Genomic DNA, 19,035 nt, shown 5'->3' on the forward strand with positions numbered 1-19,035 from the left:
CATGTCCTCCACCCTTGCCTACTACGTCCTTTGGCTGTCCGTCGGCCTGTTGCTGGTGGCCATCGCCAGCGGGCTGATCACCCGCACCCTGCGCCGACGCGAGCAGGCCCTGGCCTTGGCCGAAGCCCTGGCCCGCCACTCGGTCTGGGTCGCGGCGCAGCGCAGCCGCATCGAATTGGAACTTCGGCGCGAAGAAGCCGACGCCGCCTTGCGGCAGGCCCGTCGCGTGCAAGGCCGCTGGTTCCCGCGGCTGGCCTCCGAGCTGGCCGAGGTGCTGGAGATCGACCGCCGCATCGAGAACTTCCTGGTCGCGCAGCACCGGCTGCGTATCGACGATCCCGAGGCCTGGCTGGAGTCGGACCACGACGAGCGCTTCATGGCGCTGTGGCGGGAGTATCTGGTGACGGTGGAGCGGGTGACGGAGAAGCTCAAGCGGGTGACGGGGGAAGAACGGCAGCCGGTGGAAGAAGGGACGGCCTAGGTGTCCGCCCCGAGCGGAGGCGGTGCGCGTGCCGCGGCACCTCAGTCTTTCAGGACAGGCTTTTGCGCAGCAAGTCCTGAACGATGGCATTCAGGTACACGCCGGCGGGCACCTCTCTGATCGGACGGTCTTGCTCCTCCTGGTGGACGAGCACGGCGCGAAGGGGCTCGTCGCCCAACTGGTCGAACAATTCCGGTGAGCGCGCTGCTTTCGACAGGGCGCGACTCAGCTGCTGGGCATCCGCGTCCCCGAGTCCATAGGCGGACTGGATTTCCGCCGATTTTCGGGCCGCCAGCGTGTCGAGCTGGGCATCGCGCCGGATCGAGGCATCCGCGGGCAATCTCGCAGCCGTCTGCGCCGCGTTGGCGATGTCCTGCGCGGCGTGTCGAAGGGACTGGATATGACCGTTCAGCCATGGCCGTGCCTGGCTCGCCTGCGCCGGGTCCAGACCGGCGTTCGCGGCTGGCGCGGGTTGCCCGACCCACGCGCGCCTCTCCGCACGGGTGAGGGCAAGCCGCAGCTTGCCCAAGGAGCCATCGATCTGCGTCTTCTGAGCGCCACTGAAACCGCCTGAGCTGAAAGCGCCCTTGAGCCTGTCCGCATCCAAGCCGTCCCGGATCCGCCGAATCGCCATTGAACGAGCCTGCCCCTCCCGCCTGGTCGTCGGACCGTCGAAGCGCATCGACGCCGTGAGGGCTGCGAGCTCCTTGGCGATGAACTCGTCGGCGTCCTGGGCCGACTTCAGGGGATGGGCCAGCAAGCCTTTCAAGCCCTCGCCCTGCTCGTTCTGCAGGAGATACGCCTCCTCACCGCGGAGGTCCTTTCCGCACAAGTTGTGGAGCGACTTTTGTAGACCAACCGTCCGATCCACCGCATCCTCGACCACCGGCAGCAGCCCGGGAGTCGCATCCAATCCCTCCTCCTGCGCTTGCGCCTGCTCAGGAATGAAGGGTTCGATCACCGGGGCGGCTTTTTCAGCACCCAGCGACAACGCCTGCTCCACGTAGGGCGTGAAGCGCTGGACGGCTGCGTCGACCTCGTCCGCAGAACTCGATCCGGTGAGTCCAGGAATCTCGCCGTCCAACTCGGTGATGACCTGTTTGAGTGCGGGTGCGAGCGCCACGTGATGCCGTGATTGCGTCGCTTCCGAACCCTGCGGGTCTTGGCCTCCGGATGCGGCGTGCACATCATCGGCAACCTGGGCCCGGACCGCCTGCAGTCGCGCCTGGGCTTTGCCATGCTGATCGCGGTACCACAGCTTCATGGCAGCGTCGACCGTTCGACCCTGATCGGCGCCTGCTGGCGCCCGTCGTTTGAACGCCTTGGTCATTACGGCCGCGGCGTCATGCCAAGGCAGCGAAGAATCGGTTCTCGGGTCCATCCTGATCAAGATATTCGCGAACACCTCAGGCGGCTGGTGCAGGTACTGCTCGTGCAACATGAACTGGCATTGCGCAAGCAGATTCGGGCTCCACCGAGACTCCTCGGCCCAGCGCAGGAAAGCCTGCGCCACGGGGCGGTTCGCTGCACGGTTCGCCTCGCGCTCGCCCGCACTCACTTGCTGGTCCCAGTCTTTTTTCAACGCGAGCACCGGCATCCTGGATCTCGTGAAGCTGAGCTCGTAGAGCGACTCCAGGCGTGCCGTGTTTGCTTCAATCGCATCAACCTCCCGCGCGCCCACCTCCCGTACACCTTGATCCAAGACCAGGGGCGACATGGCAACGAACCTCCCTTCAGCGTCAACCTCGAGCCGCGTGCCCGGCGTGCGCTGCACGGCGAACGCGACGTCGGCGAACGAGGAGGCCTGCACGGACGCCTTCACCACCGCGTTCAGGCGCTGGGCGTGACTCGCCTGTTCAAGCGGCACGCCGGGCAGCCATTGCTGCTGCTGCATGAGTGCCAGGGGCTTGTCGTCCAGGAATGCCAGCACCGTCGGGTCGCGCCATGCCTGGCACAGCAAGCGCCGCAGGGCCGGGACATCCACCGCACCGCCATGCTTCTCCTGCAGGGCCATCGCATGACGCGCGGCCAGTTCATCGATCCGCGCGGCACGCGCGGTCGAACTCTCGGGTCGCCCTCTGCCCCAATTGCGCACTGCCGGCGTAGCGGTCAGCTGCTTTGCAACCTGCCGCAACTCCGTCGTGAACTGGCGTACCTGGACCACTTCCCGTCGTAACGGCTCCGGCATTCCGCGCGTGATGCGCCGCGTCTCCCGTTCATCGCGCCACTCTTGCATCCACCCGGGTGTCGGCAACTTGACCGTTCGCTCGGTGATGCGTGGGGACGGCTCGCCGCCGGCATCCACCGCCGCCTCCCCGTGCTGTCGTGCGGCAGGAAGGGCCCGGTCGAGCTGGCCATGGGCAACCCGCACCGTTCGGCCATTCAGCTGCCCGGCCGGCGGTTGCTCATTTTTGGCAGCAGCCCCGCCGGAATCGGGCGCACCACGCGACAAACCGGAAAGCAGATCCATGGCCCATCCCCCTGTACTTAACTTCGGAACGCGCCAGCAAAGCGGCACGTCTTCGCAACTGGGCCTGGCATCCTCGCGAGCCTGAGGGCCAGGGGTCACCCGAGACCGAATACTTCACCGGCCGGCTCGCGGGGGGAATTCATGTCAGGTGAAGCACCGGCTCGTCGAGGAGGCTCCCCTGCGCACAGCGAGCTTCACACCGGTGACGCTGCTAGTCCTAGGGATCAGCACGCGCCCCCCGGGCCGACAACTCGGCAGCGAGAGACTCCAATCGTTCGCGGGCTTCTACTTGCAGCGACGGATCGCTCAATGCGCCGCGGCAGATATCCATCACCCTTGTGAAGGGCAACTCGGATCTTCGAAGGTCGTACAGCAACTTTTCCCTCTGCTTGGCGGCGTCGTTCCCGGAGGCAAAGAGCAGGAGATCCTGCCGCACACCGTTGGCAATCTCGCCACCTCGATCCACGGGGCTTGCAACTTGTCCTTCAATAGCCGCTGGATGGGTGCGAATTCGAGAAGCGATCATCTCGAATTCACCGGCCGCTGACGGATATGTCTTCTTCGAGGCCTCGGCCAGTTCCGCTATCTCTCCTGTCCATGTGCGCCACTCACGGGCACTTGGCTGACGCGATTGCATAGAACTCAGCAATGAGCCCATGACCTCGGCCTTGAAACTCGCGACTTCGCCTGAAAGATCTTCGCCCCCGACTTGGTGAATGGCATCCAGCTCGTCGGATACAAGCTTGAGGCTGTGGAAGTCTGAGAAGCCATTTTCCAGCGACTCGGATTTCAGCGTCTCCAATCGACGCGCAGCCAGCATCGCCTTGGAATGCGCAACCTGTTCTTGCCGCGAAGCGTCGCCACTCGCATGCAGGTTCAGCTCCTGTACCTTGTTCCTGAAATAGAAGCGTTTGACTGCCCCGCCGTCCTGGATCTTTTTCTGGACCTGCGCGTTCAGCGTGTCGAACGAACTGTCGTCGCGGAGACCGTCGGCATGGGGGCCGCTGCTCGAAGCGATCTCCGCGTCCTTGGGCGCCGTGTCCAACTCGGCGGCCTGACGTGCGGCGAAGTCCGCATTGAGATCTTGAAGATTTCGCGAGGCGCCAAGGCGCATTTCCTGCCGGAACCTGTGCACGCTGGCGCGTGCTTCGCCTGCGGTCAGGCGGATGGCGCTTAGGGCGGACTGGGCCTTGTTCCGCAGTTCACCCAAGCGCAATGGCACGGCGCTGGCGACGTCCCGATAGGAACGAACCACCGCGTTCTTGAGCCACTGCACCGTTCTGGCGCCCCAGGTCGTCGGCGCGCTTCGCACTTCCCGCGCCGCACCGTCGTCATGGGTTGTCTGCGTTCGATCCGCCGATGGACTCAACCTGCCAGCTTCCATGCGCACTCTCCTGGTCACCTGCGACAGCACCGTCGTCGTGATGGGCCTGGCGTCCTCGCGAGCCTGAGGGCCAGGGGTCACCCCAGACCAGAGGACAGCACCGGCCGGCTCGCGGGGGTCTTCGCTGCAGCGGCCTCGGACAGAGCTAGACCAAGACCACCCAACGAGCCTGATAAGTAGCTGACGCCGCTCATCGGTTCCACGCGCATCGCGCAGAACTTCAAGCCCGCCGCCGGAAGGCGAAGTGCTTGCTTCCCAGGTCGTTGAAGACCAGCGCCACCACCGAGGCGACGGCCAGCGCCTCCAGGGGCCGGGTGGCGAGGAGAACATGGACGCGGCACAGGTGGCCACGTTGACCCTGCGCCGCCCAGGCTCACCAGCACGCAGCGCAGGAAGCTGCCCCTGGCGTCGCCGCGCGCCTCGAAGGTGAAGCGGCGATCGAGGGACCAGGTGGGTGGACATGCAGGCCGGTCATGAGAAAAGCCTGGCAACCGTGGCGCCGACGACCCCCTTCGTGGCCAAGGCTGCGTAGGGCCGGACGTTTGCGACCAGCTTGTCGAAACTTGCTTGGTCCTGCGGCAACGGGCTAATGATCGGCCCCATCCTGGCGCGCACGTCTCCAGATGTGAGCTTGTTGGCTGCGATGCTCTCGCGCAGGCTTGCCGCCTCGTCCTTGAACCAAGCCACGACAGCACGCTTGACGGCCGCGTCCCCTGGGGGGCTTCCGGGATTCAGTCGTCGAGCCCCTTCACGAATGGCCCGTTCGACATTCACCATAGAGTGGTCACCTATCGCGCTGGATGCCACGTTCTCATGGACAGCAGCCAACCAGTTGGCGAAGACAAGCGGCGGCTGTTCCATCGCCTGTCGCACCCGCTCACGCATGCCGAGATACGTGAGCGGGTGAAGGGCGTAACTTGCCGCCAACTTGTTCAGGTAGTAGTAACCCACCGCCGCATTTCGCACGAAATTGAGCTTCGGGGAGCCCGACTTTTTCACTTCGATTTTGTTCTGGGTCACCGTGTAGCGCGCACGGAAGGCCTCATCGCGACGGATTTCCGCAGACACATCAAGCGTCCGCAGAGGCACGGCCTTGATACCGCCGAAACCCAGTCGCATAGCGGCGCCGCGGTGCGCGACCCGGTCGAAGTCCACCTTCGGTAGCGGCCGGCGCACCACACTGGGCCTGATGTCAAACGGCGACTCCTCTGTCTTGGCGTGAGGCGAGCTGACCTCGGAGTCGACGGCAGGCAGGTCCTGGGCCGATGAAACGGGCGGCGTCGGAACGATTTCCTTCGGGTGAGCCGGCTGGGTGCGCAACTCCAGCGTTGGCAGGTCGACGCCTGGCTCGTCTGCCATCGTCGGCGTTGCAGTGCGCAAGAAGCTGGCCTTGGCACTGTCCGGGGAACTGACCTGCACCGGGCGGCTTCGGACGGATGGCCCTTCCTGGCTCAGGCCGGCGGACCCGGCAGGGCGGTGAGGGTGATCGAGACCGCGCCCGTCCGCAACGGTCCTGTGCTGCCAGCTCGCTTGTTCGCCGGAACCTGGTCGCTGCGCCGGTGATCGAGAGTTCGTGACTGTCTCGAAAGCCCGAAGCGCACCTGAGACGATATCCATGACGATCCCTTTCCCCGTTGAAAGGTGACGTTCTTCAGCCCCTCACGGCATCTATCGCCGCACAGCACCAAGACCACCCAACGAGCCTGATGAGTAGCTGACGATAAGGATCAGTTCCTGTCAGGATTCACACCCGCCGCCGGAACGCGAAGTGCTTGCTTCCCAGGTAGTTGAAGACCAGGGCCACCACCGAGGCGACGGCCAGCGCCGCCAGGGGGCGGGTGGCGAAGGTGGACGAGGAGAACATGAGCGCGGCGTAGGTGGCCACGTTGACCCCTGCGCCGCCCAGGCTCACGACCACGTAGCGCAGGAAGCTGCCCCAGGCGTCGCCGCGCGCCTCGAAGGTGAAGCGGCGATTGAGGTACCAGGTGGCCCACACCGCCACCGGCACCGAGATGCCGCGGGCCAGCACCGGGTGCGCGCCGAAGGCCTCGATCAGCCCCAGCAGCACGCCGGCGTCGACGACGAAGCCGACGGTGCCGACCACCGCGAAACGCAGCCAGGGCGGCAGGATCGTCATGGTGTTCAGAACAGACCCCGCCAGTCGGCCAGGCGGGCCGCCGTGCCCAGCGCCGTGACCAGCACCACGCCGGCCACGCCGGCCACGAGCAGCGGCGAGCGCTGGCGCAGGTGCTGCCACCACTGCGGCAGGGTGACCGCCGTGGCCAGCAGCAGGGCCAGCAGCGACCAGTAGTGGTAGCGCATGTCGGTGGCCACGCCGATGACCAGGTACGCGCCCGAATAGGCCAGCGCCGAGAGGCACAGGGCCAGGGCCAGCGTGCGCCGGGCGGTGCCGGGCGTGCCTTCGCAGGCGAAGGGGCCCGGCGTCCTGGCGAGCCACCCGGCCAGGAAGGCGCCCCAGACCAGCCACACGACCGGCCAGCTCGCGGGGTTCTTGCGCAGCAGGTCCCAGCGCACCTGCCGCTCGCTCACCTGCTGCGACGGCTGCCACTGGCCGTCCGCGATGTATTCGGGCGTGAAGCGGATGTGCATGCGCGGAATCAGGAACAGCAGCGACGAGTTGAAGTGCTTGAGCCGGTGCGCCAGCCACGCACCCGGGTTCTGCGCGATGGTGGCCAGCCACTGGCGCTCGATGCCCTCGGGCTCGGTGACGTAGGTGTCGCCGGCCGGCTTGTTCACGCGGCTGCCGCAGCGGCCCCAGGGGCTGAGCGAATCCCACCAGTACGGCGTGTAGCAGGCCTGCAGTTCGGCCGGCGTGAGCGTGGCGCGGGGCTCGAGCAGCGACGGATCGTTGCGGTGGGCGGCGATACCGTTCAGGTCGAACAGGAAGAGCGAGAACACCGCATGGGTGGGCTCGGCCTGGAACACGTGGCGGTTGACCCAGGCCGAAGCCGGCAGCGCCAGCAACGCGCACAGCACCGAGGCGACGACCAGGCGCACCGCCCCCGGCTGGCGCCGCACGCTGAAGGCCCAGAGCGCCAGCGCGCCGATGGCGAATACCGCGTTGGCGCGCACCAGCGTGCCGTAGGCCAGCAGGGCGACGGCGGCAATCACCACTCCCAGCGGCAGGCGGCGGTCCTGCAGCCGCCACCAGGCCACCAGGCCCACCGCGCCCATCCAGGCGGCGGTGATGCCCGCGTCCTTGGTGATGACCGCGTTCAGGTACAGGAAGGGCGGGAAGGCGCCACAGGCGGCGACCAGCCAGGCCAGCGCCGGATGGCCGGCGCGGCGCAGGCCGTCGGCCAGCAGGCCCACGCCGGCCCAGTACACCAGCAGGTGCAGCACCAGCATGGGCGCCGGGCCCTTGGCAATCGGCAGCAGCAGCGACCACAGCCAGGCCATGACCGGCGGGTGCCAGTCGGTGTAGCGGCCGGTGGCGGCCTGCTCCATCTGGCCGATGGAGTCGTTGTTCATCTGCCCCGGGTAGTGCAGCAGCAGGTTGAAGGCGAACAGGCCCAGCACGAACAGCGGCAGCAGCAATCGCCCGGAGGCCAGCGGCCGTCGTGCAGACCAGTGGCCGCCGGCGAGCTGCGCGGAAGCGGAGGAGGCGTCGGCGCTCATCGGACCACCCCGCCGCGCGTCAGGACTTGACGAGGGTGGGGCGCACCAGGGGCGCGGTTTCGGCTTCGGGCGGGGGCATGCGCCCCATCGCCAGGCCGCGTCCCTGCGGATCGGGTTTCATGCCCTGCACGCAGGCGCTGGGTGGCCAGCAGGGCGCGGGGATCTCCAGGTAGTGCAGGCGCTTGATCTCGCGTCGGCTATGCGTGACCGTGTCGAGCACCAGGCCGCAGACCATGGACAGGAAGCCCACCAGCATGATGCCGACCGACAGCACCGCCGTCGGCAGCCGCGGCACCAGGCCGGTCTGCATGTACTCCAGCACGATGGGCACGGCCAGGGCCACCGACATCAGGGCCAGCAAGGCGAAGGCCGAGCTGAAGAAGGCCAGCGGCCGTTCCTCCTTCACCAGCAGGCCGATCATGCGCAGGATGCGGATGCCGTCGCGGATGGTGTTGAGCTTGGACGCCGAGCCGGGCGGGCGCTCCTTGTAGCGGGTGGGCACCTCGGCCGTCTTCATGCGCAGCTCCAGCGCGTGCACGGTGAGTTCGGTCTCGATCTCGAAGCCGCTGGACACCGCCGGGAACGACTTGACGAAGCGGCGCGAGAACACGCGGTAGCCCGAGAGCATGTCGTTGAACTGCTTGCCGAAGATCACCTGCACCAGGCCGGTGAGCAGCCGGTTGCCGAAGCGGTGGCCGAAGCGGTAGGCCTCCTTCACCTCGGTGACGCGGGCGCCGTTGACCATGTCGAGCTGGCGATCGAGCAGCAGCTCGATCATCTGCGGCGCCGACGAAGGGTCGTAGGTGTCGTCGCCATCGACCAGCACGTAAAGGTCGGCGTCGATGTCGCTGAACATGCGGCGCATCACGTTGCCTTTGCCCGGGAAAGGCTCGTAGCCCACGATCGCGCCCTCGCGCCGCGCGATCTCCACGGTGCGGTCGGTGGAGTTGTTGTCGTAGACGTGGATGCGCGCGTTGGGCAGGGCCTCGCGGAACCCGCGCACCACGCGGCCGATCGCGGCTTCCTCGTTGTAGCAAGGGATCAGCACCGCAATGTCGAGATCGGAAAACGCCTGACTCATCAATCAACTCCCCATGTTTCGGTGGCCGCACGTGAAAACGGTCCGCGCGGCGAACGTCAGGAGGAATGCTAGGCGTGACGGATGTAAAAAGGGGCAACGGGCGGTGGCTCGTTCGGGCTACCGCATGAGGTTGCAGCTTCGGTCAGGTGCGGCTCATCAGCGCGGGACCGACCGCTCCAGCGGGAACCAGCGCGCCAGTTCCGCCAGCGACCGCGCGGCACTGTGGTGCTCCACGAACACACCGCCGGCCTCCTCCCACAGGTGGCGGTGGCGCAACGTGTCGTCCACCAGCACGTCGCCCGGCACGCAGTGTTGGCGCTTGTCCACGGCCATGCAGGTCAGGATGCGCGTGCCCGGAAAGTGCTCGGCCGCCCAGCGCAGCTTCTGCGGCGCGGCCCAGTTGCCGCGCGGCAGCCCGGTCAGGATGACGGGGTCGAGGTGGCGCACCGCCTCGAACAGCTCCGTGACGTCGGGCATCAAGGGCAGTTGGCCATAGAAGTCCGGCGCCAGGGCCAGTCGCTTCCAGAAGCGGGCGGGGCCGAATCGGCGCTGATAGTCGGGGGCCGGCATGCCCAGCAGCTCGCGCGCGCCGCGGTCGAAGTCCGCGAGCACGCCGTCGCAGTCCAGGTACAGCTGGCGCTTGTCCATACGGAGGCGATTGTGGGCCGCGCCCACGGCGCCCGGCATCGGCGCGCGCGGGCCGGCGCTGTCGGCCCCGGCTGGCAGACCAGCACGGCAGGAAGCGCCAAGGTCCAGGAGGAACGGGAAAACCAGGATTCCAATATACTTAGCCCTCAAAGTAAATTCGACTGCCTGCCTCCCACCAACGCTCCCCCCTCATAGGAGACCTTCCATGATCACTGCCGAGGAAAACGATCTGCTGTGCCGCGTCGAGAACGGCGCCCCCATGGGCCAGCTGATGCGTCGCCACTGGATTCCCATCTGCCTGAGCGAAGAGGTGGCCGAAGCCGACGGCACGCCGGTCAAGGCTCGCATCCTGGGTGAAGACCTGGTGGTCTTCCGTGACAGCGAGGGCAACGTGGGCGTGCTGGACGAGCAGTGTCCGCACCGCCGCGTCTCGCTGCTGTTCGGCCGCAACGAGGAAGGCGGCCTGCGCTGCCTGTACCACGGCTGGAAGATGGACGTGAACGGCAACGTGCTGGAGATGGTTTCCGAGCCCGCCGCCAGCGGCCTGGCCGAGAAGACCAAGCACAAGGCCTATCCCACCAAGGAATGGGCCGGCCTGGTCTGGGCCTGGATGGGCGAGAAGGAGGCCATGCCCGAGTTCGAGCCGCCGCCCTGGGCGCCCACGGCGGAGACGCGCGTGTCCATCGTCAAGGCCGTGCTGCCGGTGAACTGGGCGCAGATCCTGGAAGGCGCCATCGACTCCGCGCACAGCTCCAGCCTGCACAGCTCGGACATGGTGCCGGCGCGCGTGCAGGCGGCCGAGGCCACCGACAAGAGCTGGCTGCGCCCTTCCACCGACAAGGCACCGCGCCTGCAGGTGCAGCGCGCCGGCTACGGCTTCCGCTACGCCGCCATCCGCCGGCCGATCTTCAACGCGCAGACGCACGAGTACATCCGCAGCACGGTGTTCGTCGCGCCCTGGACGGTGCTGATCCCGCCCAACAACCTGTACAACGTGGCCAACGTCAACATCCCGGCCGACGACACCACGACCTGCTTCTATTTCATCGCCTGGGGCCACCCGGCGCAGACGCCCGAGACCGAGACCTGGCGCAAGTTCCTGGGCCAGACCGTGGGCGTGGACCTGGACGCCTACTACCGGCCGCTGCGCAATTACGAGAACCGCTTCTGGCAGGATCGCAACGCCATGAAGGCCGGCAACTTCACCGGCATCAAGGGCTTCCCCAACCAGGACATCGCCATGTGGCTGACCATGGGCCCGATCGCCGACCGCACCCACGAGCGCCTGGGCGCCAGCGACCTGGCGGTGGTGGAGTTCCGCAAGCAGATGATCGAGTCGGTGCAGGCCTTCCAGGGTGGCGCGCCCGCCATCGGCACCGGCGACCTGGCGATTCCGAAATCGGTCTGCGCCTACCAGAGCGTGATTCCCAAGACCACCGACTGGCGCCAGTTCGATGCGCGTTATGTGTGGCCTGGGGCGCAGGAAGCGACCCAGAACGACGATGCGTACCTCGTGAAGGCCTGAAGTCCCACAACCACACCATGAGCAAACTCCCCATCTCCGTCGCCATGGGCGACTACGACCGCACCCGCGCCCTGTTCGACGGGCGTGTGCAAGTGGACGGCTGCGACCCTGTGTACATGCTGCTGAGCCCCGAAGAGATGTTCTTCCGGGCCATGCGCAGCCGCGACTTCGACGTGACGGAGTTGTCGTTCTCCAGCTACCTGGTCAAGCACTCGCGCGGCGACTCGCCGTATGTGGGCATTCCGGTGTTCCTGTCGCGCGCCTTCCGCCACACGTCCATCTACGTGCGCAAGGACCGCATCAAGAAGCCCGAGGACCTGAAGGGGCGCCGCATCGGCATCCCCGAGTACCAGCTCACGGCCATCGTCTGGGCCCGCGCCCTGCTGAAGGACGACTACGGCATCAACCCCGAGCACGTGACCTGGGTGCGCGGCGGCATCGACACCCCGGGCCGCCCCGAGAAGATCAAGCTGGACCTGCCGCCTGGCGTGAAGATCGAGAGCGCGCCCGAGGGCACGACCATCTCGCAGCTGATCGACCAGGGCGACATCGACGGCTTCATCGCCCCGCGTCCGCCGAGTGGCGCGGCCGCGCGCAACCCCGACGTGGCCTGGCTGTTCGACGATCCCACGGCGGTGGCCAAGGACTACTACAAGCGCACGGGCATCTTCCCGATCATGCACATCGTGGGCATCCGCAAGGAGCTGGCCGAGCAGCACCGCTGGCTGCCGGCGGCCCTGTTCAAGGCCTTCAACGAGTCCAAGGCCAAGGCGCTCGAGCTGCTGGCCGACACCTCGGCCACCAAGGTCACGCTGCCCTTCGTCGAAGAGCAGCTCAAGTCCGCGCGCGAGACGCTGGGCGAGGACTACTGGGCGTATGGCGTGGAGGCCAGCCGCCGTACACTGGAGGCCCTGGTGCACCACCACCATGCGCAGGGACTGTCGGCGCGCAAGATGGCGGTGGAAGAGCTGTTCCATCCGTCGACGTACGAGAGCTACAGCATCTAGGAGGCGCAGGGCCGGCCTCGCTTCCCCCGCCGACCGAGAGGCCCGCGCCGGGAGGCGCAGGCTCAGCGCGAGAGCGCCTCATCCCGCCAGCACCCTCGGCAGCCACAACGAAATCGACGGGAACAGCACCAGCACCGCCAGCAGCAACAGGTCCGCGATGACAAAAGGCGCGACCCCCTTGAAGATGGTGCGCATCGGGATGTCCGGCGCCATGCCGTGCAGGATGAACACGATGATGCCGATGGGCGGGATGATCATGCCCAGCTCCACCACCACCACGTTGATGATCCCCCACCACACCGGGTCGTAGCCGAAGCCGGTGACGATGGGCAGCACGAAGGGCAGCGTGATCAGCATGGCCGAGATCTCGTCGAACACCGCGCCCAGCACGATGTAGATGAAGATCATCACGAAGATCACCGCCACCGGCGGCAGCGTGAGCGCCTCCACCGCCGCGGCCAAGGCTTCGGGAATGCGCGCGTACGAGATGAAGTAGGTGAAGACCAGCGCGCCGATCAGGATCATGTACAGCATGGCCGTGGCGCTGGCCGATTCGCGCAACCCCTCCAGCAGCTTGTGCCAGGTGAGCCGGCGCCGCAGCACCGTGCACAGCAGGGCCAGCACCGCCGCCACCGATGCCGCCTCGTTCACGGTGAAGATGCCGCTGTAGAGCCCGCCGAACACCGCCAGCATCAGCAGCAGTGCCGGCATGGCACGGCGCAGGGCCTGGCGCCGCCCGGCCCAGCTGGCGCGCTCGACGACGGGCGCGCCGTGCGGGTTCAGCCGGGTGAGCACGGTGATCACCGCCAGGTTGATTGCGATGGCCAGCAGGGCGGGCACGATGGCCGCGGTGAACAGGTCGAAGATGAAGACCTTGGTGGCGATGCAGTACAGGATCATCACCACCGAGGGCGGGATGAGCGACTTGAGCGCCCCGCCGGCGGCGATGGTGCCGGTGGCGAAGGCGGGCGAATAGCCGCGCGCGCGCATCTCCGGCAGCGCCGCCTTGCCGAAAGTGGCGGCCGTGGCGGTGGACGAGCCGCACACCACGCCGAAGGCCGCGCAGCCGCCCATGGTGGCGTAGGCCAGGCCGCCGCGCCGGTGGCCCAGGAAAGCGCCGGCCGCCTCGTACAGGTCTTTCGGGAAGCCGGCGATGGCGGCGAAGGTGCCCATCAGGATGAACAGCGGCACGGTGGCGATGTCCACGCTGCTCAAGGTGTTGGACGTCTCGGTGGCGATGAGCGTGAAGGCGGGTCCCCAGCTGGTCTGCAGGGCCAGGCCACCGACGCCGACGATCAGCATGGCGAAGCCGATCGGCACGTGCAGCACGATCAACGCGAACAGCGCGGCAATGCCCAGGCCGCCGATTTCCAGCGGACTCATGAATGATGCGGCGCGTGCCGGACGGCGCCGGCGGGTCGCGCGAAGTCGGTCAGCACCACCACCGCCTGCACCGCCACCGCGGCCCACAGGATGAGCGCGACCACCCACCAGAAGGGCGCTGCGGGAATCTGCAGCACCCAGGTGGTCTCGCGCGCCCGCGCGAGCTTGTCCGCATAGGACTGCAGCTGCCAGGCCATGGCCATCATGACCCCCAGCACCACGACCGATGCGAGCGTGTCCATCGCGCGACCCCAGCGCGGCCCCAGGCTGGCCCACAGCCGCACGCCGATGTGGCCGCGCTCGATCAGCCCCATGGGCAGGCAGCTGGCCACGGCCACCGCGATGACCAGGCCGCCCATGTCACGCACGCCTTCGATCGAGGTGTTGAACAGCCAGCGGCCCAGGCCGTCGGCCAGCGTCATCACGGCCAGCAGGCACAGCCCGCCAAGCCCGACGACCGACAGGGCCTTGGCACCGATGAAGGCCGCTCGCTCCAGCCGATCCAGCCGCACCTACTTCGCCCCGTGCTGGGCGCGGTCCTTGCGGATCTCCTCGGTCACCGCCTTGTAGATCTCGGCGTTGCGCGGGCTCTTGGCCACCCAGCCGGCACGCACCTCGTCGAAGACCTTCTGCACCTGCGCCTCCTCGGCCGGCGTGGGCCGGGTGACCTTGCGCTTGGGATCCTTCTCCATGCGCTCGACCAGCGAGGCGTTGTAGGGGACCATGGATTCGATGTAGGTCCTGGCCATCCAGTCCAGGCCGTACTTCCTGATGGCCGCCTGTGCGTTGGGCGGCAGGCTGTCGAACTTGGCCTTGTTCATCATCACCGTCAGCGGCGTGATGCCCAGGCGAATGAAGTAGTCGTGCGAGGTGACGCGGTCCAGCCCGAAGTCGAACACCACCGCCGGCTGCGAGATGGTCCCGTCGATGGTGCGGCGGCCGATGGCCTCGGCCACCTCGGTCGGCGCCATGCCCACGGTGTTCATGCCCAGGCCCTTGAGCGCCTCGAGCTGCAGCACGCCGGAGCCGCGAATGCGCTTGCCCTTGAGGTCGTTCAGCGAGTTCACCGGGAAGTTGGTGTGGATGCTGAAGGGCGGCGTGGACCACACGGCGATGGGCACGAACTGGTCGTAGTCCTTGATCACGCCGGACGACACCAGCTTGGTGAACACGCGCGTGCCTTCGGCCAGGTCGCGGAACAGGCCGGCCGATTCGAGGACCTCGCTTTCGGGAAAGCGGCCGGGCGTGAACGTGGGCACCACCATGGCGAAGTCGGCCACGCCGTCCAGCACCATCTGCGCCTGCTGCTGCGGTGCGCGGCCCAGGGCACCGTTGGGATAGAGCTCGATCTCGACCTGGCCGTTGGTTTCTTTCTTGATGTTCTCGGCGAAGGGCTTGACCACCGTGAGGAACAGGCGCTCGCGGTCGGGCGAGAACCAGGCGAACTTGAGCTTGATGGGCTGCTGCTGCTGCGCGAACGTGCCGAGCGAGGCGCCCGCCAGCAGGCAGCCGGCCAGCACTTTGAGGACTTGTCTTCTCATTTCGGTTTCCTTCGGGAGTGGACGCAGAGGTGGTCGCTCAGGCCTTGGCGCCACCGAGCCGCTTGAGGGCGTGCTCGGCGATGTCGCGCTTGCGCGCGAACCACACGCCCTCGTGCTGCCTGGCGTATTGCAGGCACTTGCGCACGGTGGGAATGAGCGTGGGCCGGCCGGCCATGTGGAAGTGCAGCGTGAGCTCGGTCCACTTGGGCGAGCCGCGCTCGCCTTCGCGGTACAGCTCGTCGAAGGTGTCCTTGAAGCCGTCCCAGATCACCTGCGGCGGGTTCTTGCCCTGGATCCACATCGCGTAGTCGTTGTGGAAGATGTTCACGCGCGGCGTGATCACCATCGGTCCATGCGGCGTGTCCTTCAGGAAGGGCAGGTCGTCGCTGGCGTCGTCGCCGTTCCAGAGGTAGCCCTCGGCCTTCAGGAAGCCCAGCGTATTGGCCGAGCCGGCGCTGCCCGGGCTGACCCACCCCACCGGGCGCGTGCCGCCGGTCGCCTGGGTCAGCACCTGGGTGCAGCGGCGGATCTCGGCCAGTTCGGCGTCGGGGTCGTCGTCGCGCATCAGCTGGTCGTTGGCCCAGGCATGCGCGTTCACCTCGTGGCCGGCGTCGGCCACCAGGCGCACGATCTCGGGGTGGCGTTCGGCGGCCAGGCCGTTGGTCGAGACGCTGGCCTTGATGCCCACTTCGTCGAGCAGGTCGAGGATGCGGTACACGCCGGACTTCCAGCCGTAGTCGGAGTAGCTCAGGGAGAAGTGGTCGATCTTGTTGGACGTCTTCTCCAGCGTGACCTGGCTGGCGCGCAGGAAGTCCTCGAAGGCCATGTTCACGGAGACGCAGATCTTCGCGTCGCCGGGCCACTGCCAGTCGCGTGGATAGCGGGTGGTGTTCTTCATCGTGGGCATCCCTCGGGTTCAGGCTGCGGCAGCCGCGGCCAGGTTCGCTTGTTCGGTTTCCAGTCCGTCGACGAAGGCCTGGACGACGCGCATGAATTCCTCGGGCTGTTCGCGGAAGGGGAAGGAGCCCGCGCGGTTGACGATGTGGAACTGGGCCAGCGGCTGCTTGTCGCCCGCGATGCGGAACAGGCTGAGCATGTGGGCGGTGCCGACCAGCGGGTCCTGCATGCCAGCGATCACCTGCACCGGCACCTGCAGCCCTTCGCCGCGCGCCAGCTGGAAGAAGCGGAACTTGGCGCGGGTGGCGCTGCCCGCGAACTGGCGCGCATAGCCGTCGCCGGCCATCGCCGCGATGGCCGAGCGGTGGGCCGGCTGCTGCGCCGCGCGCTCGCATTGCGCGACCAGTTCGTCGTCCACTTGCAGGTGGCTGTACGACAGGCGCTCCAGCGCCCAGCGCTGCGAGGCGGCGGACCACAGGGGCTGCGGCGGGTGGCGCAGCGTGAAGTTCTCGACGCCGTCGCCGCTGGGCGCGGCCCACCAGCTGGCCACCAGGCCGACCGAGGCCAGCAGCTGCGGATGGTCCATCGCCACCACCAGCGCCACCAGGGCGCCGACGTCGTGCCCCACCAGGTGCACGCGCCCCAGCTGCTGCCGGCCGATGGCGTCGACCACGTGGGCGGCCATGGCCTCCACGGTGGGCACCTGTTCGCCCGCATCGGCGGCGCCGCAGCCGGGCAGGTCCAGCGTGAGGGCGCGGCGGCCGCGCAGCAGGTCGAGGGCGCGGCCCCACAGGTGGGGGCCGCCGGCATACGGCGTGACGCCGGGAACCCCCGATTGCAGGAACAGGACCGGCGCGCGCCCGGCGCCCGGGGTCGATGCGGTGCTCGTCATGCGCTTGCGAAGCCGTGAAGGTCGATGAAGCTGTCCACCAGCGCAACGAAGCGCTCGGGGTGCTCGCGGAAGGTGAAGTGGCCCGCGTCGTTGATGACGTGGAAGCCGGCCTTGCGGTCGTGCGCGGCGATGGCTTCGAACATCTCCAGGCCGCGCTCGACGGGCACGGTGCGGTCGTTGGCACCCCAGATCATCTGCACCGGGCGCTGCAGGCGGCCCTCGCCGATCCAGGTGAGCGTCTCGCGCTTCATGCGGGCCAGGTCGGGGATGAAGAGTTTCACGCCCAAGCCCTCGCCCGCGTACTTGCGCATACCGGCCTGGTAGACCGGATTGGCGAGCACGGCCATGACCGCATCCACCCATTCATCGTCCACCGCCTCGGGCCGGGCGCAGTATTGCTGGTAGACCCAGCGCGCGGCCTCGCGGGTGCCGCTGGGGTACGGGGGCATGGCCAGCACGACCTCGTTGAGGCCGACGCCGGTGCTCAGCGTGCCGCTGCTGCAGATGGTGAGCGAGCGGATGGACTCGGGCATCTCCAGCGCCATGCGGGTGGCCGCGAAGCCGCCGCGCGAATGGCCCACCACGTGGAAGGGCGGCAGGTCGAGCCGGCGGCACAGCGCCATGGCGTGCCGCACCACCGCGCCCATGGTGTAGTCCTCGTCGCGCAGCGGGGCGTCGGTGAAGCCCTGGCCGAGCTTGTCGAAGGCGATCACGCGGTGCCTGCGCGAGAGCCCGGCGATGGCCAGGCTCCAGACCCAGGCGCTGGAGGCCGAGTCGGCGCTGCCGAAGTTGCCGCCGTAGACCAGCACCACGGTCTCGGGGCCGCTGCCGCAGTCGTAATAGCGGGTCTGCACCCCGTCCACGTCGATGGTCCGGGGCTCGGGCATGGGCGCGGAGCGCGCCAGCCCGTTTGTCTCATGGGGAGCCGTCACCTTGTCTCCTGCGAGGCCGGGCGGGCCCGCAGGGGAGCCGCGACCCGTCGCGTTCTTAGGGATAAAAGTATATGGACGGCAACCCTGGCTCAGGCCAGGGTTGACCCTAGAGAGGGTTCGACTGACACCCGGCACCTGCTGCCGGGCCAGGCTTACTGCTTTTCGATGCCGGCGGTGCGCACCAGCGCGCCCCACGCCGCATAGGAGCGCTTGACCTCCTCGGCCAGTTCCTGCGGCGTGGATGTTTCGGCGGTGTAGGCGGTGACGTTGTAGTTGGCCGAGACCTCCGGCTGGGAGATGGCGGCGCGCAGCGCGGCGTTGAGCTTGTTGACCACCTCGGGCTTCATGCCGGGGGGGCCGAACCAGCCCAGGAAACTGGTGATGTCCAGGTCCTTGACGCCCTGCTCGACCACGGTGGGCACGCCCGGCAGGAAGGGGCTGCGCTGGGGCGCGGCCACGGCGATGATCCTGGCCTTGCCGGTCTTGGCGGTGGTCATGGCGGCGGGCGCGGCGTCGAAGGCCATGGGCAGGCGGCCTTCGGTCAGGTCGGCCGACATCTCGGCGCCGCCCTTGTAGGGCACGTGCTCCATCGGCAGGCCGGTGTTCCTGGCGAACACCTGGCCGAAGATGTGCGAGGAGGTGCCGACGCCGAAGGAGCCATAGCTCAGCTTGCCGGGATTGGCCTTGCCCCAGGCGATCAGTTCCTGGATGTTGTTGATGCCCAGGGCGCTGTTGACGATGACCACCAGCGGACCCTTGGCGCCCAGCGTGATGGGCGTGAAGGCGGTGACCGGGTCGTAGGTGGCCATCTTGAGCGTGTGCGGCGCCTGCGCCATGGTGGACGACGCGCTGAAGAAGATGGTGTGGCCGTCCGGCGCCGACTTCATCACCTCGTTGGCCGACACCAGGGTGCCCGCGCCGGGACGGTTGTCGATGACAACCGGCACGCCCAGCTGTTCCTGCAGCTTGGGGATGAGCACGCGGGCCATGGCGTCCGGACCGGCGCCCGGCGGGAAGGACACGACGATGCGGATCGGCTTGCCCTTGACCGGGAACTCCTGCGCATGGGCCGGCGCACCGGCGACCAGCGCGGTCGCGGCGACCAGCAGGCCGAGGCGGCCGGCGGCACGCCGCAGCATGTTGAAGGCGGACATG

Annotated in this window: 17 protein-coding genes; 3 read left to right on the forward strand and 14 right to left on the reverse strand. The window is 67.8% G+C overall.

Features of this window, described 5'->3' with window-relative positions; translation table 11 throughout:
* Position 1: 1 nt before the first annotated feature.
* Positions 2-481 carry a hypothetical protein gene (locus tag JI739_RS21560; RefSeq protein ID WP_201686067.1) on the forward strand — a complete coding sequence of 160 codons (480 nt, stop codon included), beginning with the start codon at positions 2-4 and terminating at the stop codon, positions 479-481.
* 49 nt (positions 482-530) lie between these two features.
* Here the strand turns inward: JI739_RS21560 and JI739_RS21565 are convergent, their stop codons facing one another.
* The 7 genes from JI739_RS21565 to JI739_RS21595 form a co-directional block, all read right to left on the reverse strand.
* Positions 531-2,951 (reverse strand): hypothetical protein, encoded by a 2,421-nt coding sequence (locus JI739_RS21565; protein WP_201686068.1) that lies wholly within the window; start codon positions 2,949-2,951, stop codon positions 531-533.
* A gap of 217 nt (positions 2,952-3,168) precedes the next feature.
* Positions 3,169-4,335: a hypothetical protein gene (locus JI739_RS21570; protein WP_201686069.1), complete on the reverse strand. Its 1,167-nt coding sequence runs from the start codon at positions 4,333-4,335 to the stop codon at positions 3,169-3,171.
* A 471-nt stretch (positions 4,336-4,806) separates the two neighbouring features.
* A complete protein-coding gene (locus JI739_RS21575) occupies positions 4,807-5,754 on the reverse strand; it encodes a hypothetical protein (RefSeq protein WP_236589950.1) in 948 nt (315 codons plus the stop codon).
* A gap of 325 nt (positions 5,755-6,079) precedes the next feature.
* Entirely contained in the window at positions 6,080-6,472 is a 393-nt protein-coding gene (locus JI739_RS21580) for a GtrA family protein (RefSeq protein ID WP_201686071.1), read from the reverse strand.
* Positions 6,473-6,477: 5 nt separating this feature from the next.
* Positions 6,478-7,974, reverse strand: coding sequence for a glycosyltransferase family protein (locus tag JI739_RS21585; RefSeq protein ID WP_201686072.1), 1,497 nt, complete (start codon positions 7,972-7,974; stop codon positions 6,478-6,480).
* A 19-nt stretch (positions 7,975-7,993) separates the two neighbouring features.
* Positions 7,994-9,055 (reverse strand): glycosyltransferase family 2 protein, encoded by a 1,062-nt coding sequence (locus tag JI739_RS21590; protein ID WP_201686073.1) that lies wholly within the window; start codon positions 9,053-9,055, stop codon positions 7,994-7,996.
* Between the two features lie 156 nt (positions 9,056-9,211).
* Positions 9,212-9,703: an HAD family hydrolase gene (locus JI739_RS21595; RefSeq protein ID WP_201686074.1), complete on the reverse strand. Its 492-nt coding sequence runs from the start codon at positions 9,701-9,703 to the stop codon at positions 9,212-9,214.
* 205 nt (positions 9,704-9,908) lie between these two features.
* On the opposite strand from JI739_RS21595, the gene JI739_RS21600 reads away from it, so the two are divergent.
* Both JI739_RS21600 and JI739_RS21605 read left to right on the forward strand, forming a co-directional pair.
* Positions 9,909-11,228, forward strand: coding sequence for a Rieske 2Fe-2S domain-containing protein (locus JI739_RS21600; protein ID WP_201686075.1), 1,320 nt, complete (start codon positions 9,909-9,911; stop codon positions 11,226-11,228).
* A 17-nt stretch (positions 11,229-11,245) separates the two neighbouring features.
* A complete protein-coding gene (locus tag JI739_RS21605) occupies positions 11,246-12,235 on the forward strand; it encodes an ABC transporter substrate-binding protein (RefSeq protein ID WP_201686076.1) in 990 nt (329 codons plus the stop codon).
* A 78-nt stretch (positions 12,236-12,313) separates the two neighbouring features.
* Here the strand turns inward: JI739_RS21605 and JI739_RS21610 are convergent, their stop codons facing one another.
* From JI739_RS21610 to JI739_RS21640, 7 genes are all read right to left on the reverse strand, one after another.
* Positions 12,314-13,618 carry a TRAP transporter large permease gene (locus JI739_RS21610; protein WP_201686077.1) on the reverse strand — a complete coding sequence of 435 codons (1,305 nt, stop codon included), beginning with the start codon at positions 13,616-13,618 and terminating at the stop codon, positions 12,314-12,316.
* Positions 13,615-14,130 (reverse strand): TRAP transporter small permease, encoded by a 516-nt coding sequence (locus JI739_RS21615; protein WP_201686078.1) that lies wholly within the window; start codon positions 14,128-14,130, stop codon positions 13,615-13,617. The genes JI739_RS21610 and JI739_RS21615 overlap by 4 nt, the downstream gene beginning before the upstream one ends.
* Entirely contained in the window at positions 14,131-15,159 is a 1,029-nt protein-coding gene (gene dctP, locus JI739_RS21620) for a TRAP transporter substrate-binding protein DctP (protein ID WP_201686079.1), read from the reverse strand. It lies immediately after the preceding gene.
* Between the two features lie 37 nt (positions 15,160-15,196).
* Positions 15,197-16,057 (reverse strand): polysaccharide deacetylase family protein, encoded by an 861-nt coding sequence (locus JI739_RS21625; protein WP_201686080.1) that lies wholly within the window; start codon positions 16,055-16,057, stop codon positions 15,197-15,199.
* A gap of 18 nt (positions 16,058-16,075) precedes the next feature.
* Positions 16,076-16,948 carry an alpha/beta fold hydrolase gene (locus JI739_RS21630; protein WP_201686081.1) on the reverse strand — a complete coding sequence of 291 codons (873 nt, stop codon included), beginning with the start codon at positions 16,946-16,948 and terminating at the stop codon, positions 16,076-16,078.
* Complete coding sequence (locus JI739_RS21635; RefSeq protein WP_201686082.1) at positions 16,945-17,880, reverse strand: alpha/beta fold hydrolase; 936 nt, start codon at positions 17,878-17,880, stop codon at positions 16,945-16,947. The genes JI739_RS21630 and JI739_RS21635 overlap by 4 nt, the downstream gene beginning before the upstream one ends.
* A 152-nt stretch (positions 17,881-18,032) precedes the next feature.
* Complete coding sequence (locus JI739_RS21640; RefSeq protein WP_201686083.1) at positions 18,033-19,034, reverse strand: Bug family tripartite tricarboxylate transporter substrate binding protein; 1,002 nt, start codon at positions 19,032-19,034, stop codon at positions 18,033-18,035.
* Position 19,035: the final 1 nt, after the last annotated feature.

This window comes from Ramlibacter aurantiacus, from assembly GCF_016722895.1.
GTDB lineage: Bacteria > Pseudomonadota > Gammaproteobacteria > Burkholderiales > Burkholderiaceae_C > Ramlibacter > Ramlibacter aurantiacus.

Coding starts and splice junctions, on each gene's coding strand:
- dctP (WP_201686079.1), bottom strand. CDS start 15,159: ATGAGAAGACAAGTCCTCAAAGTGCTGGCCGGCTGCCTGCTGGCGGGC.
- JI739_RS21640 (WP_201686083.1), bottom strand. CDS start 19,034: ATGTCCGCCTTCAACATGCTGCGGCGTGCCGCCGGCCGCCTCGGCCTG.
- JI739_RS21570 (WP_201686069.1), bottom strand. CDS start 4,335: ATGGAAGCTGGCAGGTTGAGTCCATCGGCGGATCGAACGCAGACAACC.
- JI739_RS21625 (WP_201686080.1), bottom strand. CDS start 16,057: ATGAAGAACACCACCCGCTATCCACGCGACTGGCAGTGGCCCGGCGAC.
- JI739_RS21630 (WP_201686081.1), bottom strand. CDS start 16,948: ATGACGAGCACCGCATCGACCCCGGGCGCCGGGCGCGCGCCGGTCCTG.
- JI739_RS21590 (WP_201686073.1), bottom strand. CDS start 9,055: ATGAGTCAGGCGTTTTCCGATCTCGACATTGCGGTGCTGATCCCTTGC.
- JI739_RS21610 (WP_201686077.1), bottom strand. CDS start 13,618: ATGAGTCCGCTGGAAATCGGCGGCCTGGGCATTGCCGCGCTGTTCGCG.
- JI739_RS21580 (WP_201686071.1), bottom strand. CDS start 6,472: ATGACGATCCTGCCGCCCTGGCTGCGTTTCGCGGTGGTCGGCACCGTC.
- JI739_RS21595 (WP_201686074.1), bottom strand. CDS start 9,703: ATGGACAAGCGCCAGCTGTACCTGGACTGCGACGGCGTGCTCGCGGAC.
- JI739_RS21600 (WP_201686075.1), top strand. CDS start 9,909: ATGATCACTGCCGAGGAAAACGATCTGCTGTGCCGCGTCGAGAACGGC.
- JI739_RS21605 (WP_201686076.1), top strand. CDS start 11,246: ATGAGCAAACTCCCCATCTCCGTCGCCATGGGCGACTACGACCGCACC.
- JI739_RS21585 (WP_201686072.1), bottom strand. CDS start 7,974: ATGAGCGCCGACGCCTCCTCCGCTTCCGCGCAGCTCGCCGGCGGCCAC.
- JI739_RS21565 (WP_201686068.1), bottom strand. CDS start 2,951: ATGGATCTGCTTTCCGGTTTGTCGCGTGGTGCGCCCGATTCCGGCGGG.
- JI739_RS21560 (WP_201686067.1), top strand. CDS start 2: ATGTCCTCCACCCTTGCCTACTACGTCCTTTGGCTGTCCGTCGGCCTG.